Annotated in this window: 18 protein-coding genes and 1 pseudogene; 13 read left to right on the plus strand and 6 right to left on the minus strand. The window is 60.9% G+C overall.

The genetic code is table 11. The features are described from left to right. Positions 1-109 precede the first annotated feature (109 nt). Both RHP72_RS00285 and RHP72_RS00290 read right to left on the minus strand, forming a co-directional pair. The gene (locus RHP72_RS00285) at positions 110-886 is read right to left on the minus strand and encodes a SigB/SigF/SigG family RNA polymerase sigma factor (RefSeq protein ID WP_063315324.1); all 777 of its coding nucleotides are present in this window, start codon (positions 884-886) and stop codon (positions 110-112) included. After that, positions 883-1,311: an ATP-binding protein gene (locus RHP72_RS00290; RefSeq protein WP_139799826.1), complete on the minus strand. Its 429-nt coding sequence runs from the start codon at positions 1,309-1,311 to the stop codon at positions 883-885. Before RHP72_RS00290 ends, RHP72_RS00285 begins: the two co-directional genes overlap by 4 nt. Before the next feature lie 534 nt (positions 1,312-1,845). On the opposite strand from RHP72_RS00290, the pseudogene RHP72_RS00295 reads away from it, so the two are divergent. Together RHP72_RS00295 and RHP72_RS00300 are read left to right on the plus strand one after the other, a co-directional pair. Then, positions 1,846-1,971, plus strand: a pseudogene (locus RHP72_RS00295) (thioredoxin-disulfide reductase); the annotation flags it as partial. Next, positions 1,968-2,204: an ANTAR domain-containing protein gene (locus tag RHP72_RS00300; RefSeq protein WP_311094910.1), complete on the plus strand. Its 237-nt coding sequence runs from the start codon at positions 1,968-1,970 to the stop codon at positions 2,202-2,204. The pseudogene RHP72_RS00295 and the gene RHP72_RS00300, both read left to right, overlap by 4 nt. 68 nt (positions 2,205-2,272) lie before the next feature. On the opposite strand, the gene RHP72_RS00305 is transcribed toward RHP72_RS00300, so the two are convergent. Continuing rightward, complete coding sequence (locus RHP72_RS00305; RefSeq protein WP_058036957.1) at positions 2,273-3,040, minus strand: GAF and ANTAR domain-containing protein; 768 nt, start codon at positions 3,038-3,040, stop codon at positions 2,273-2,275. 269 nt (positions 3,041-3,309) lie between these two features. Between RHP72_RS00305 and RHP72_RS00310 the strand changes: the two genes are divergently transcribed. Further along, positions 3,310-3,957: a GAF and ANTAR domain-containing protein gene (locus tag RHP72_RS00310; RefSeq protein ID WP_075835087.1), complete on the plus strand. Its 648-nt coding sequence runs from the start codon at positions 3,310-3,312 to the stop codon at positions 3,955-3,957. 58 nt (positions 3,958-4,015) lie between these two features. After that, complete coding sequence (locus RHP72_RS00315; RefSeq protein WP_042445280.1) at positions 4,016-4,714, plus strand: GAF domain-containing protein; 699 nt, start codon at positions 4,016-4,018, stop codon at positions 4,712-4,714. 194 nt (positions 4,715-4,908) lie between these two features. Here RHP72_RS00315 and RHP72_RS00320 read toward each other — a convergent pair whose 3' ends face one another. Together RHP72_RS00320 and RHP72_RS00325 are read right to left on the minus strand one after the other, a co-directional pair. After that, positions 4,909-5,109, minus strand: a complete 201-nt coding sequence (locus tag RHP72_RS00320) for a hypothetical protein (RefSeq protein ID WP_042445278.1) — start codon at positions 5,107-5,109, stop codon at positions 4,909-4,911. A 27-nt stretch (positions 5,110-5,136) separates the two neighbouring features. Continuing rightward, positions 5,137-5,481, minus strand: a complete 345-nt coding sequence (locus tag RHP72_RS00325) for a MerR family transcriptional regulator (RefSeq protein WP_054781737.1) — start codon at positions 5,479-5,481, stop codon at positions 5,137-5,139. Positions 5,482-5,645: 164 nt separating this feature from the next. On the opposite strand from RHP72_RS00325, the gene RHP72_RS00330 reads away from it, so the two are divergent. The 6 genes from RHP72_RS00330 (at position 5,646) to RHP72_RS00355 (ending at position 8,675) form a co-directional block, all read left to right on the plus strand. Then, complete coding sequence (locus tag RHP72_RS00330) at positions 5,646-6,104, plus strand: Hsp20/alpha crystallin family protein (RefSeq protein ID WP_058036959.1); 459 nt, start codon at positions 5,646-5,648, stop codon at positions 6,102-6,104. Then, on the plus strand, positions 6,101-6,487 hold the full coding sequence (locus RHP72_RS00335) for a hypothetical protein (protein WP_058036960.1): 387 nt from the start codon (positions 6,101-6,103) through the stop codon (positions 6,485-6,487). Before RHP72_RS00330 ends, RHP72_RS00335 begins: the two co-directional genes overlap by 4 nt. 320 nt (positions 6,488-6,807) lie before the next feature. Then, positions 6,808-7,071, plus strand: coding sequence for a hypothetical protein (locus RHP72_RS00340; RefSeq protein WP_054781739.1), 264 nt, complete (start codon positions 6,808-6,810; stop codon positions 7,069-7,071). A 60-nt stretch (positions 7,072-7,131) separates the two neighbouring features. Next, positions 7,132-7,296, plus strand: coding sequence for a hypothetical protein (locus tag RHP72_RS00345; protein WP_156423042.1), 165 nt, complete (start codon positions 7,132-7,134; stop codon positions 7,294-7,296). A gap of 263 nt (positions 7,297-7,559) precedes the next feature. Continuing rightward, positions 7,560-7,703 (plus strand): hypothetical protein, encoded by a 144-nt coding sequence (locus tag RHP72_RS00350; protein ID WP_164490684.1) that lies wholly within the window; start codon positions 7,560-7,562, stop codon positions 7,701-7,703. Between the two features lie 732 nt (positions 7,704-8,435). Then, on the plus strand, positions 8,436-8,675 hold the full coding sequence (locus RHP72_RS00355; RefSeq protein ID WP_042445260.1) for a hypothetical protein: 240 nt from the start codon (positions 8,436-8,438) through the stop codon (positions 8,673-8,675). 508 nt (positions 8,676-9,183) lie between these two features. Here the strand turns inward: RHP72_RS00355 and RHP72_RS00360 are convergent. Next, positions 9,184-9,807 (minus strand): DUF6328 family protein, encoded by a 624-nt coding sequence (locus tag RHP72_RS00360; RefSeq protein ID WP_223304630.1) that lies wholly within the window; start codon positions 9,805-9,807, stop codon positions 9,184-9,186. 415 nt (positions 9,808-10,222) lie between these two features. Here RHP72_RS00360 and RHP72_RS00365 point away from each other — a divergent pair, with 415 nt between their 5' ends. The 3 genes from RHP72_RS00365 (at position 10,223) to RHP72_RS00375 (ending at position 13,759) form a co-directional block, all read left to right on the plus strand. Next, entirely contained in the window at positions 10,223-10,390 is a 168-nt protein-coding gene (locus RHP72_RS00365; RefSeq protein ID WP_156888899.1) for a hypothetical protein, read from the plus strand. 479 nt (positions 10,391-10,869) lie between these two features. Further along, positions 10,870-11,112, plus strand: a complete 243-nt coding sequence (locus tag RHP72_RS00370) for a hypothetical protein (RefSeq protein WP_054781540.1) — start codon at positions 10,870-10,872, stop codon at positions 11,110-11,112. A gap of 847 nt (positions 11,113-11,959) precedes the next feature. Beyond that, a complete protein-coding gene (locus RHP72_RS00375) occupies positions 11,960-13,759 on the plus strand; it encodes an alkyl/aryl-sulfatase (protein WP_063315320.1) in 1,800 nt (599 codons plus the stop codon). Positions 13,760-14,371: the final 612 nt, after the last annotated feature.

A 14,371-nucleotide genomic window follows, 5' to 3' on the forward strand; every position in this document is an offset into this window, starting at 1 on the left:
GAATCGGGAGCACATCACACCATCATCCGAAAGCAGTCGAGTGAGTCCTTCGAGTTACCGCGGACCGGGGCGAGCTTCCTTGTCCGTCCTGTTTCGTGCCCATCGTCCCTCAATTGGTGACTTCGCCGATTTCGCGGCGCAGGGACTCGAGAGACCGGCTGAGCAATCGTGAAACATGCATCTGGGAAAGGCCGACCTTCTCGGCGATTTCCGATTGAGTCAGTTCCCCGAAGAACCGGTACACGAGGATTGTCCGTTCGCGTTCAGGCAGAGCGAGGAGCGCAGGCCGGAGGGTTTCGTGGTTGTCGATTCCGTCGAGCGCGGCGTCGTACTCGCCGAGCGTGTCTCCGATTGACGCCCCGTCGGGCGCAGTGACGGCGTCTAGCGATGCGGAATGATAGGAATCTCCGGCCGCCGCGATGTTCACGATGTCGGCCGGTTCGACACCCAGATCTGCCGCGAGCTCGGGGATCGTGGGCTCGCGACCGAGAGTCTGGGTGAGCGTGGCTCGCGACCTTTTGAGGCTTAGGTAATTCTCCTGGAGTGAGCGTGGAACTCGGACATCCCAACCCCGGTCACGAAAGTGCCTGCGCACCTCACCCATCATCGTCGGGACGGCAAAGGACAGAAAATCTTTACCTTTCGCAAGGTCGAAGCGATTGACTGCATTGACCAGACCCAGACTGGCGACTTGGACGAGATCCTCGTGTGACTGGCCTCGTCCTCGATACCGCCGGGCAATGTGATCGGCGAGGGGCAGACAGATTTCGATGATTTCGGTGCGAAGCCGTTCGAAATCGAGATCGTCGGCGGGCAGGGCGGCAAGGCGCACGAACAGAGCGGTGACCTGCGTGTACTCGTTGTCCTCGAGGCCGGGCGGGGTCACGAACCCGCCTGCAACGCCTTGGTGAGTGTGATCGTGGCCATCCAGTTTTTCTCTGGAAGGGTGGGCGGGACCTGCTCGAGGACTACGCCGTCGGCCAGAGTGTCAAGGACGTGCCATATGAAGGACGAGGTGCTCGTGGTGATCTGACCCGTCGTTGTCGTCGAGAGGATTACCTGCACAGTGGCGACGTTTCCGTCGAATGTGCACGTCAAGGTGCTGAAGGGGAGAGCACGGGAGATGAGAATGGTTGCAGCTTCGTCTGCCGCGAGGACCAGGTCTGACAACCTGCTCAGCGAGAGTGCATAGTGGGCGGCCACGGTCCGGATCAGTGATCGCAGTACTGGGAGTTGGTCAGGTGATGCGGAGACGGACAGTGAAGGTGTCGTTGCGGCCGGTGAAAGGATGGCCCGCTCGAAGGACGTCACGTGAGTGTGCTCCTGTACCTGAGGGGTGCAGGCTGCTCCTGGTGAGAGCCACGGTCGCACACCCGCATAGCCTGACAAACCGTTCAACTGCCCAGCCGTTTTCAACTACGCAGTGGATCGGCGGTCAAACATCGAGCTTAACGCTGTTGACGGTTCTGCAACAGGACTCGATCGAAGTGAGCGTATAGCGCCGGGGAATGGAAATCCCCAGCAACCCGTACGAGGAGCCACGATCTATAGCGGTGCGGCTTCCTGGCTATGAATACCGCCCGTTTCGAATCCTGCACATCCGCCAGTCGACCTCCCCGGACGACACTGACCACCGGAAACGAAGGGCAATTGGCACCACATCAGAAGCATCAATCTTGCATCTGATGCAACCCGTCTCCCTGGCCCAGATATGACGAAGCCGCCGGCACCGAAGGTGTCCAGTGGCTTTTCAGGATCGGTGCCCGTCTTGCGCTTATCGGCAAGCGGCCGCTCGAAGCGGCATTTCTTTCGGTGATACCCCGGCAGAACCGAACACCGACAGGTCAGGCGATCACCGCTGTCCGCGCCGGATGCGCCGCAGCAATCGACGCCGAACGCTGGCTGCTCGACAGCGGCGGCATCACCGCCAACACGTTCCACTCGGCCGGCCATACCGTAGACGCCGTCTGACTCTTACACCCAGCGAAAGGAACTTTGAGCGTGCTCTCGATTCGCGGGCGGTGATCGATCAGGCGAAGGGGGTGTTGATGGCGGTGCACGGTGTCGATGCGGATGGGGCGTTCGCGATGTTGGTCGAGACGTCCCGACGCAGCAATACGAAAGTCAGGGTCGTCGCGGAGGAATTGTTAGCGAGCGTGCGCACACCTAGAGATGACGAGGCCCCTCGAACGCGGCGATGGTGAGTTCTCCCGCCTATCGACGGCACGCCGCTTCGTGCCGTCGCAGCGTTCTGACCGGTCGATCGGAAGCTCTATGTGCGTTGGTCGTCGGCTGAAATGATTGTCTGACGTGCAACGTCCAGTAAATCCCGCGACTGATGACGTGCTGAAGCCTGTAGTTCGGAAAGCGCGGTCTGGGGGTCTGTATTGCGGCGGATCATTAAGATTCCGACTGCTCGTTCGATGTCGGCACGTGAGTCGATTCCTCGGCGCAGGGCGTTGGCGGCATGTTCGAGTCGATGGTCTGTTGCGATGGCGTCGAGCCCCGCTCCCAGATATTCGGCGATGACGACGACGAGATCGCGGTCCCGGTCCGTCTCTGCCACCGCTGAATGCGAGTACAGGTTCAGCGACCCGACCGGCACGTCGGCGTTGAACAGTGGTATCGCGAGAAAACCTTCCAATCCGGCGTTGCGCGCAGCAATGCCGAGAGTTGGCCACCGTGTGCCTAATTGTTTGACCGACATTCGGACCGACCGACCCGTGCGCGATGCTGACAGGCAGGGTCCGTCACCGAGGAGATATTGCGTGCGATCGAATTCTTCTACACGTTCATCGGTAGGGGCGAGGGTGAACGGTTCGCTGTCCAGGGATGCCGTGACACCGGCGTGATCAACACCGACAACCAACTCGACGGCGGCGATCGTGCATCGAATCATCAACTCCACGACTCGATCCGGGGAATCAGCCGGTATGGAGAGAGATTGTTCGAGGCGATCGATGAGTCGCGGCTCGCGACCTTGTGCTCGTACGAAGGCGGCCGACGGTCGCGCGCGCGGATGAGAACTGTCGAAGTTCATGATTTCTTGCCCGATCCGCGCGGTGGAAGTGGTCCACCAACGAAAAGTGGCACCGACGCGGCCGACTCGGCCGCGCGCCTGAGAAGTACCTCTATTCGGTAATCTCGACTTTACGCCGGATCGGAGTGACCAGGCGCCGTGTGTGTCCCGTGAAGGCGACTGAGGAGGTGCGTCCTGTGAATGCAGATCCGAGAGGAAGTCAGGACACACCCGAATTTCCCGACGAATCCGAAAGTGAGAGAGGGCGCCGCGCATCAGTCGAGTTGCCGATGACCGCGAAACTGTGTCGACAGTGTTTGAGGCTGGCGGAAGTTCAAGGGGCGGCGATCACAGTGCTCAGCAGCTCTTCGTCGAGGGAATTGATGTACGCGACGGACTCGGTGGCACAACATCTCGACGAACTACAGTTCACCGGCGGTGACGGTCCGTGCGTTGATGCATTTACAACTGAGCGACCGATGTTCTGCAACGACACTTCCAGTGATTCCGCCAATGACATCTGGCCGGGGTTTGCCAGCGAGGCAGACAAAGCCGGTGTCGGATCGGTGTTCGCCTTTCCGCTCAGGGGCGGAGGTGATGTCTTCGGTGTGCTCGAACTGTACCGTCTCGATCCCATTGGCCTCGACGACGAGCAGATCGAATTGGCGACTGCGAGTGCCGCTGCGATTTCGATGGCGATTCTTGCCGAACTTCCTGTCACCGGTGATCTGGACGCCGGGATGCTCGTCAATGCCTTTCACCGACCCGAGGTGAACCAGGCAGTCGGGATGATCGCGATCCAACTTCGTGTCTCGGTCGAAGAGTCGCTTTCTCGGCTTCGAGCCGCCGCGTACTCCTCGGGGAGGCCGATTTGGGAGATCGCCGCAGATGTCGTGAATCGGCGGATCCGATTCGCACACGGTGGTGACGACGGATGACATCTGATTCGGAAAGATCGCGCAATGTCTCTGCAGTACTTGACGATGGGAGCCCAGGATGAACACCCCCGCAATACAATTGAGCATTGCCGAGGTGACTCATCTTCTCACCACCGACTTCGATTCCCTGCGTGTACTCGAGACGATCGTTGAGCGATCGAGACAGAATCTGAGCGGTGTGTGGTGCGTCCTCGTCGTGCGAAACGGGGAGCAAGGTTATCTCGATGTGTTGGTGGAGTCGGCAAATGCCGAGTTCGTTCCCGACCGGACTCTTGCCATATCGGGTCCGGCTGCGCTGAGCGCTGAGAGCGGAGCGGTTGTGATGGTCGACAGCTTCAAAGACGTGGGGGAGCGGTGGCGGAAATTCGGTCGCTCAGGACTCGAACATGGGCTGGGCGGGTGCCGCTGCTTTCCGATGAGGTTGGGTCGGACATCGCTCGGATCACTCGTGGTCTTTACTCACGATTCGTGGCACAGCGCGGAGCGTAGTAATGCATACGGGCAGTCGATGGCAGATTTGGCCGCTCTGACTCTGTCCACGGACAGTCGTCAGGATCGTCATTCGCAGGTGGTGACGGCGGTCAAGAAGCTGATCGCGGTCCGCGGCGACGTGGAACAGGCAGTCGGCATGATCGCCGAACTCGACGGTATTTCGATCGAACTCGCAACTGCACGGCTGGCGGAGAACGCGCGGCGACGAGGGATCAGCGCCGCGGCGTACTCGTCGTTGGTGCTGGCGAACCCGGATGCCCGGTGAGGCAGAGCCTCCTAGGTGGCACGAGCATGAAGTGATCCTTACCGGGAAGTTTTCGTATCGTATGCACTCTCAGACCCGGTCGTGCAGTCGTTCCCGAAAGAGCTGTTAGACAACGTATTCGGATACAGAGATGCCTCGGGTCGGCAGGGCGTTCCCTGCCCGGTTGGTGTAGTGCACCAGTCGGACAGGGAACCTCAGCGTTCGTCGTCGAGCGGGGCGGGTGTCGATTGTTCGAGCAGATCTCCCTCGGGCGCCGGCCATGGGGTGTCGAGTTCTGTGGTGAGGGCTTCGAGGTCGACGGCATCCACTGCATTCGGGTCGGCTGGGATGGTTTGTTCGAGGTAGTCGGTGTCGGGTGTCGCGTCGAGGGCTGAGCGAATGCGGTTGTCTTCCATGGCGGTGGCCCTTTCTCTGTCGGGCGATCACGGACGTTTCTCTGTGTCGTGTGTGTTTTTCCGGCGTAGGTGGGCGTTGTCTGCGCGTAGCCGGGTGTTGTCGCGGCGTAGTAGGGCGGTGCTGTCTTCGAGTTCGAGGACTCGTTTGATGCCGACGAGGTTGATGCCGTCGGCGATGAGTTCTGTGATGCGGCCCAGACGAGTAAGGTCCTCGTCGTTGTAGCGGCGGGTACCGCCGCGGGTGCGGGCGGGGGTGATCAGGCCGTACTGTTCGTAGAGTCGCAGCGTGCCGGCGGTGAATCCGGAGAGCTCCGATGTCACCGAGATCGCGTACAGGCCAGGGGGTTCGGCGATAGCGGGGTTGCGCGCCATGATGGTCCTCCCATCAAAGAAATTTCGATATCTGCGGGCAAGCTCTTGATCCGATGTGTGTTTGATGATATACCAAATCTACAGCATCTACTGTAGAAGTTCGGTGGATGCGGTGGTGGTAGTCAGTGAACGGTTCCAGTGACTTTTCCTGGAGGTGACCGAAAATGTTGATGCGCACCGATCCTTTCCGTGACCTTGACCGCCTGACCCGACAGCTGTTGGGTACTGCTTCGCAGCCGGCGGTGATGCCGATGGATGCATGGCAGGAAGGTGAGCAGTTCGTCGTCGAGTTCGATCTTCCCGGCATGGACCCGGATTCACTCGACCTCGATGTGGACCGCAATGTGTTGACGGTGCACGCCGAGCGGCCGGTTCGCGCCAGCGAGGCGGAGATGATTGCCGCTGAGCGCCCGCGCGGGGTATTCAGTCGTCAACTGTTCCTGGGCGAGAACCTCGACACCGACAATATCGAGGCCGGCTACGACGCGGGCGTACTGAGGTTGACGATCCCGCTCGCGGAGCGGGCCAAGCCCCGCAAGATCGAGATCAGCAGCGCCGGGAACAGCAACGGGAGCAGCAAGGAGGTGGGCCACAAGCAGGAGAGCAAGCAGCTCGATGCGTGAACAGCACGCCGGAACAGTCCGCAGTCCACAACAGCAGGTTTCGAGAGGGTGCAGCGACAATGACTGGGGTCGATGACGTCGAGATCGACCGCATCGCCGAGGATGAGCGTGAAGTAGCCGGCAGGGGTCGGCGCGGCGACTCGGAGTGGGAGAGGCTGGGTATCCGCCTCTGGCACGAACTGGAATATGCTGCCGTGGTGGAGGATTCGGATCGGATTCTCGCCGATGCGCTCACTCCGGCGGCGTGGGTGTTGCTCACCCGGATTGCCGGCTGCACCCTCGACCCCGGCTTGGTGGCCCCGCCGATCATGATGTCCCGGTATACGTATCGGGTTCCGGTGATGCGGCCTCGGGCGACCCAACGCTCCCCTCCACAGGGTTAGGGGCGTGGGCGGGTTTCTCGTTGCCCGGCCCTCGACGGCGCAGCGGGGGACCCTCGGGTGTGAGGACTTGCGGGCAGGGTCCGTGGGTTCTTGCGCGGTGGTTGCCGAGACGCTCACACACTGTGACGTCTTTTGCGAGTACCGAGCAGCAGCGGGTACAGGCCTTGGACGGTAGAAAGTGCGAGAGGTGTGACCGGCTCGGCAATCACCTTTTCCGGCGCGCAGCGTGAACGCATACCGTGCAGAGTTTCGTCCGAACACAATGTCTACGAGTTATTTTCGGTCTACCAGCTTCTTTCGACAGACGGCGAGGTTGCGTGATGGAACGGTACAGGTTCACGTTCGCGGACGGATCGACCGCCGAGGAGTTCTTCGATTCGGACAACGAGGCGATCGTGGCGGCGACGGCGGCCAACGGCGGTAGTAGTGGGGGATTGCATGTCCAGCGCTACGACCACCTCGGGGCGTTGTTGCCCACGAAACTGCCTCCCGGCGGGCACCGCGGCACATGGTGCCCGAAGATCGGCATGCCGAGCCCGGCGCTGGTGGCGGAGTCGACGGTCGATCCGACGTCGAAGCTGTGAAGGGTTTACAGGACCGTAGGCGGGGTAACAGGTGGTCAGAGGACATGAAGGAGTACTCGCATGGATGTCGATGACCTCGATGTGGTGGTGTGGCCGGAATCCGAGGAACGTGAAGCGTGGTGGCGTCAGGTCGTCACAGGGGGCAGCGCGGGTGCCGCGACGTCGACGATGACACCGAATCGGAGTATCGAGGACGCCTCTTCTCGGATTCTGCACGCTGCGTAGATTCGTCGAGAGCGCAATCCCACCCGCCATGGGCGGTGGCGTGTGTCCGCCGGTGGGGGTCGATAGTTCCCCGTCTGGAATCTATCGACGCCGTTGGCGGAGTGCAGTTGTGCGTCCTTCCCGTCGGCAAGGGCGTGCAGGGTCCGTCTGGTCGTTACTGACGAACGATCAGACGGACCTACCCGGCTCATGTCGTGTGGTCTGACGCCGTTCGGCCGAACCGCTTCTAATCTTCAATCCTCAATGTGTGAAGGACCTTTCAGATGAACGTTCAGACTTCGAGATCGAACTCGTGGCCGGCTGTGCACAGCGGTTCGATGAGTACTGCCGAGATCAAGGCTCGTATCGAGTCGATGTACGCCGACCGAGGCGCTCTCGTTCCGAAAGGCACCGGAACAAAGTCCTGAGTATCGGCTGGGACCGAGTTGGGAGCGGCAGTAGGTCGATCCGTGGCCGAGCCCCGGGAGTTCGCGGGTCAGGGTGCGGTGGGGAAACCGTAGCGGCGGCGCATGTGGGCGACGTCGTCGTCGGTGCACGCGGTGGCGGCGATCCATCGGCAGGCCTGCTGAGAGTCGGCGTGCGTCCCGGGCTCGGCTCTCACCGGCGATGCCGAGGTAGGGGCAGTGTTCTGCGGGTGCTGCGTACGAGGATGTTATCCAATCGCAGCTGCTGATTATCCGCGAGGCGAATTTTGTCGTAGAGCACAGTGTGCGGAGTTCCGGTCAGCGAGGTGTGACCGGTTGCGGGCGACCTTTTCGGGGGTTTCGCTGGGTGTGGGCGATTCGCCGGCTGCTGGTGACGGCAGCCGACGAATCGGGCGTATCCCGTTGGCTCGCGTCGTGTGGGATGCGCGCGGGCCGTTACCGGTTGGTGCTTGCCGGGAAGGGCCCTGTTCGGCGACTCGTTGCCTGGGCAGCGTTCCGCCGTCAGGGCGGATTACCCGGCAAGGCGGATGGTGAAACCGGTGCAGCGTCAGGACTGATGCGCGTACACGTCAGTTCTGTCGGCGGCCGCGGATTCTCCCGGGAGTGGGGGGCGGTGTTCGTTGACGATTGCCGATGCGCCGCGTGGACGTCGTCTGTGCGGGGTATGGCCATGGACAGGGGAAAGTCGGCGGGAATAGAGAAGGAGAGAGGGCCATGAGTGGGCTGGAATCCGGTGCGGCGACGGGTACACGGGACAAGGACTACAACTTGATCTGGTTCGTCGAAGCGTCGTTGAGTAATGCGTTGCGTATGCAGACCTACATCGACGATGCCGAGCGTGACGGGGACGGCGAAGTGGCCGATCTGTTCCGTAAAGCCCAGAGCGAGAGCCCCAAGGGTGCGGAGATCGGGAAGAAGTTGCTTCTCGACAGGCTCGCCCAGACTGCCGTATGAGTCTGGTTCACCGTGCGTTGGGACTGACTGACCCCACACGGTTGCCAGAGGGGAGATCGTGATGATCAATGTTGCAGTGCTGGTGATCGTGTTGTGTATAGGGTTGGCTGTCGTTGCGCGCCTGGACTTCCGGGAGCGCTGATCGGCTGGGTGTGGCGGATCCGAACTTCCGGTATGCGGTGGTGACGGTCGGGTCTTCGGGGGATGCAGCATCGCACTCGACTCGCAGCCGAACAACCTTTCGCCGGTTGAGGGATGCCTGTCGCAGCGTTCGGGGATAGGAGGCGCGGCGGTGCGTCGCCCGTTTCGGTGCGGTTGGCGACACCAAAAAGTGTTGGAGTGCGGTTTGTTCGGGTCAGGTGTCCACCGTCGTGAGTGACAGAGTGCGGGTGAGGGCCTGTGTGCGACTCACCGAACCGTTCGCCGCGTGGGGTAGTTACCGAGGGGCCGGCGGGCTGAAACATCGGCGGTGGTGTATTCGGATGCGTGATGCGTCAGCATCCGCGGTCTAATGGTGGTTGCGTGGGTGCTGTGGTTCGTCGGGTTGTTTCTCGGGGCGGCCGAGATGCAGTTGGTGTGCGAAGAGAAGTGGGTAGCAGCACCACAATGTGATTGCCAGAAGTACGGCGCAGCCGCCGGCGATCAGGCCTGTGCTTTTGTTGACGACTACATCGAAAGTCAGGGTGAGAACGCCAGTCAGTGCGCCGCCGAGTAGGAGAAGGCCGGTGACGGCGAATCGTTGACCCTGCTCGACGAGGACGGGGAGGGCGTGACGCCTGAAGAGTAGGCGGTGCATGGCGACAGGTGATACGAGCACGATCGTCGCTGCCGTAGACATTGCCAGCGTGATCAGATACAAGTCCTTCTCGAAAGCTTGTAGATCCGAGAAGCGTTGTTGGAAGGGCAATGTCAGGAGGAAGCCGGTGAGGATCTGCATGCCGGTCTGGACTACCCGGAGCTCTTGGAGGATGTGGGACCAGTTGCGGTCGAGACGTTGGGTGGGTGTCTCGTGGCGGACGCGATAGTTCCATTCTGAATCGGCGCGTGGCGGTGCAGTGGCCTCGGGACGCGGTTCGGGGCGTGGGCGTTGCGGCCGGGCTCCGTCGCCGGTTGGTGCGTGTCCGGTGCTCATCTGGGTGAGCTACCCGCTCAGTGCGTGCGGAAAACAGGCTTCCCCGTGCCACGCGCAGGGCTGGGCACCTGCCACGTGAAGGGTAGGCAGTGATTCCTGTGGTGAGTTGTTCGTTGGGATCGTCGTGTGGTTGAGGTAGCGGGTTTTCGCAAGCTGCCCGTATGGGGGCGTTGCTCTGGTAGTCCTATGGGAGAGCCCCCAGGTGATGGGTGTGCGCAGAGCCGAAGGAAGTCATCATGACGCTGCCTTCGCAGGACCCAATTCGTATGGTCCAGACCCGCATCAGCCTTACGGGCAATCGCCTCAACAGCCCTACGGTTCAGCAGCCAATGTGCCCGACTCCCTGACTTGATTACGGGATCACCGACCCGGGGTACGCCGATACGAAACAACGAGTTCGGGAGGCGCTCAACGGATGAAGGATGTCAGAAAGGCGATGACGGAGACAGAGTTGGTCGAGGAGCTGCATCGACTCGAGAATCTCACGAAACGAAACCGATGTGAGCAGATCCGGCTAGAGATCGTGCACGACGAATTGGTCGGTCGCCAGACCGACTATCGCCGAATGGCCAACAACCATTAGTACGGAGTTCGATAATCCGAAAGTACTAGCGCACAGACTATTTCATTTGTCGGCGGCGTACAGCTTTGCCTGATTACCCGAAAGGATTCAGGCAATGCATACCGATTGTGCGGTTTATAATGGAAGGTGCGGGGCGGATAACTGGCCGCGCATCGAAAGAGGGTCATCTGAGTTGTGTGCTCAACGCAGATGGCGTTTCACTGCCCCGGCTCTGATGTGCAGAGCCGGGGTTACGGTTGCGGCACTGTCGAGCCGCCACAGCTGACCGTCCCTGCCGAGTGGTCCGTTCGGGGGCAGATCTGTTGCAGCTCGACAGAATCCCAGCCGTATCGTTCACCGATAACTTATATTATGTCATTCTATATATGAAAGTCGATGCACTGCAATGAAATACATCCACGGTGAACGTAAATCGTCAGTATCGAGTGTTGGCGCTACCAGAGTGAGAGCGGACGTCCCGCAGCCTCGGCCGCAGCGATATGCTCTTCGATGACATCGCTTCTTACGTGCTGTTCGATCCCGGTACGGATCGCGGTGGCGATGGCGCGAGTGCGACCCGCGGGTCCTCGAACGTCGGCGAGTGGGCTCGCGATGTTGCGTCGTCCTCGCTGACCCCAGGGAAGAAACGGCAGGCGACCAAAATGAAGGGCGACGGCGTATCCATGACCGAGATCGCCGAAGTGCTGAACACCGCCCGCAGTACTCTGTGCCGAAACCTGTAGCGGGAAACAACAGTCACGTTGCAATCGATCGGGCTACGACAATCGCCACCGCGATCCGCTCGGTGCCATCCCAAACCTGATACAAGCCAAACCCGGATATCGGACTTTCAAGCGCGAAGTCGCGTGAGCAATCAGTCGCTGCTCCTCTTCCGCATCCATACCCAAATCCTTCTCCGTCCAGGACAGAACCTCAATGGATCAGCGGTCACGAGCTACTGAGGCGGGGTTTGCGTAACGACGGAATTGGCTATCATTTCTTTGCTGCGGCGATTCTGAGTGGTCAGTTCAGTCGCGCACGGCCTGCCTTCCGGCTGTCGACTCGCCGGGGGTGGGCCCTTCCTCTGTACATCGAAATCGGACCCTGATCTCACCCTGAGGGCGGGGTCACCTTCGTTCGTTTGGTGGATTTCTGTCCAATTTGCGAGTTTGCCTGATGCTTGCCGAATACGTTCGATGAGTCGGATTCGATCGAGGGGTCGGAACCGACATGTAGTTGGTCATTCGTGTTGTGTGCTCAGCACGGGTGGCGTTCGATGGGAACCGGTCACAACTTGGCCAGGCCGGGTCCCCAACCTAGCGCCGGTCTGACCTGATCCCAGCCGTTGTATGGGGCACTGAGGATCCAGCCCTCGGTGGCGTACGGGTTCATCCACTTCGGGTGATGTCCGCTGGCGGTGTTGTCGCGACGATGGGGCGAAGAGTTCGCATTCTGAAGGTAAGGGATGGAGTCGGCCTGTGATTCATTCGTGCACATTGCCAATCTTGAACTCCGACCTGCGTTCTTGAATTCCGGCCTACGTTTTGTGTTCTCGATTCGGAACCGCCGACCGTCTCTTGAGGAGTCCTGATGCCCGCTGATTTCGCCGACCGCACCGATTTCGACAATGCCGGCCGTGGACTGGTTGCAACCCTCGAGCCCGCGCAGGTTCGCGCCGGCGACGGTCGGATTGTGTACGACGCAGCAGGATTCGCCCAGGCGACATCAGGAGATTGTCCTGACACAGTGAACCCCAGCTTGTGGCGTCAAGCGCAGCTGACTGCGATCCACGGATTATTCGAGGTCACCGGCGGCATTTACCAGATCCGCGGTTACGACCTGTCCAACATGACTCTCGTGGAGGGCGACACCGGCGTGATCGTGATCGATCCGCTCGTCTCCGCCGAATGCGCATCGGCCGGTCTGGCACTGTATCGAGAGCACCGTGGCGACCGCCCGGTCACCGCAGTCATCTATACCCATTCACACATAGACCACTTCGGTGGGGTGCTCGGCGTTGTCGATGCTGACACGACGGTGCCGATCATCGCTCCTGAACATTTCCTCGAACACGCGGTCTCCGAGAACGTCTATGCGGGCGGAGCGATGTTGCGGCGCGGGATGTTCCACACCGGCATCGTGCTTCCGGTAGGGGCGGACGGAACACTGGGCGCGGGCCTGGGGCCCAGTACGTCGACTGGAACCGTCGGACTCCTTGCACCGACCTTGGACATCACGCACACCGGCCAGGAAGAAACATTCGACGGCGTGCGCATGATTTTCCAAGTCACTCCCGGTACCGAGGCTCCCTCGGAAATGAACTTCTTTTTCCCCGACCACCGTGCATTGTGCCTGGCGGAGAACGCAACTCACAATTTGCATAACCTCCTGACGTTGCGTGGTGCGGAGGTGCGCGACGCCCGTAACTGGTCGCGCTACCTTGCCGAGGCAATCGAGATGTTCGGCTACGATTCAGACGTCGCCTTCGCCTCGCATCATTGGCCTACCTGGGGCACCGACAATCTGATCGGATACTTGACCGAGCAGCGTGATCTCTACGCCTACCTCCACGATCAGACGTTGCGCCAGCTCAATCAAGGTCTCGTCGGCAGCGAGATCGCCGAAGACTTCGAAATGCCGCCGGCCCTCGACGCGGCGTGGCACACCCATGGGTACTACGGATCAGTCAGCCACAATGTGAAAGCGATCTACCAGCGCTACCTCGGGTGGTACGACGGCAACCCCGCGCACCTCTGGCAGCACCCGCCGGAAGGAGCCGGTGCACGCTACGTCCGCGCGATCGGAGGCATCGAGGCGGCCGTCGCGCGGGCCCGCGAGTTCGCCGATGAAGGGGACTTACGCTTTGCCGCTGAGCTGGCAAGCCACGCGGTGTTCGCCGATCCGGGCCATGCCGGCGCGAAAGCGGTTCTGGCCGAAGCGTTGACACGTCTTGGTTACGGTTCCGAGTGCGCAACGTGGCGAAACAACTATCTCGTCGGGGCCAGCGAAGTCGATGGTCCGCCGCACCCCGCTGAAGTCAGCGCCGCCGGGATGGCGTCCGCGCTCACCATCACCCAAGTCTTCGACAGTGTTGCCATCCGGATCAACGGTCCGAAGGCGTGGGACACGACAGCGACGATCCGCTGGCACTTCACCGACGTCGACCAGTCGTATCGAATGGAGCTTTCGAATGGCGTACTGATCCATTACCCCACGGGGCGGTCCGATCCGGCTGATCTCGTAGTGACACTGACGAAGTCGCAGCTGCTCGGTCTGCTGTCCGGCTCTGGTAGCGACGGTATCGCGATGGACGGGGACGCTACGACGATCAGCAGAATTGTTGCCCTGACCGACCGACCAGATCCTGCATTCCCGATCGTCACGCCATAACGCACGAACATTACGAGCCGGATTTCTTTTGGCGAATACGCCAACCACCCCGCTTACTATCTCGCCTACCGAACTGCTTTGGGCGCGCCGCGAAGTACGGGCCCCGAATCGGCGTGGCTCGCGAGAGCTATCGCAGGAACGTGGTGCTAGCGGCGTGCATCAGCCATGCCCTCGCCACCGAAATCACAGCGACACCTGCTGGCGGCGGTCAGCGCATCCGTGGGCGTCGATTCTGCGGGTCGCTCGATGTCCACAACAGTTCCGATTGCGGGCAACGGCTTAGCCGAAGTAACTTTCGGTGACTAGACGGCTCCCGAATGGGTAGACATCAGTACGGGGATAACGCAACACCATGTCCAGCTCGGCGCTAGTGCGGCATTCGAGGCCCAAAGGAAGGCAAAATAGCCACTCCAGCCGTCGAATTAGCATTCGAAAACCCGGCGTAGATGACGCTCTGGCGCCAAATGAGCAGGGGCATAGCGACTGTCGATCACGGTCTTCATCCGCGCCGTCGCGAGGATTTCTATTTTGAGGTGAGAGTTGACGGCATGCATCAAAATCGTCCGGCGCGTTTCGACGGCGTGTTTGCGCTGTCAGCGGGAAGCCTCTCCG

The sequence above is a fragment of the Rhodococcus sp. SG20037 genome (assembly GCF_031763325.1).
Taxonomy (GTDB): Bacteria; Actinomycetota; Actinomycetes; order Mycobacteriales; family Mycobacteriaceae; genus Rhodococcus_F; species Rhodococcus_F qingshengii.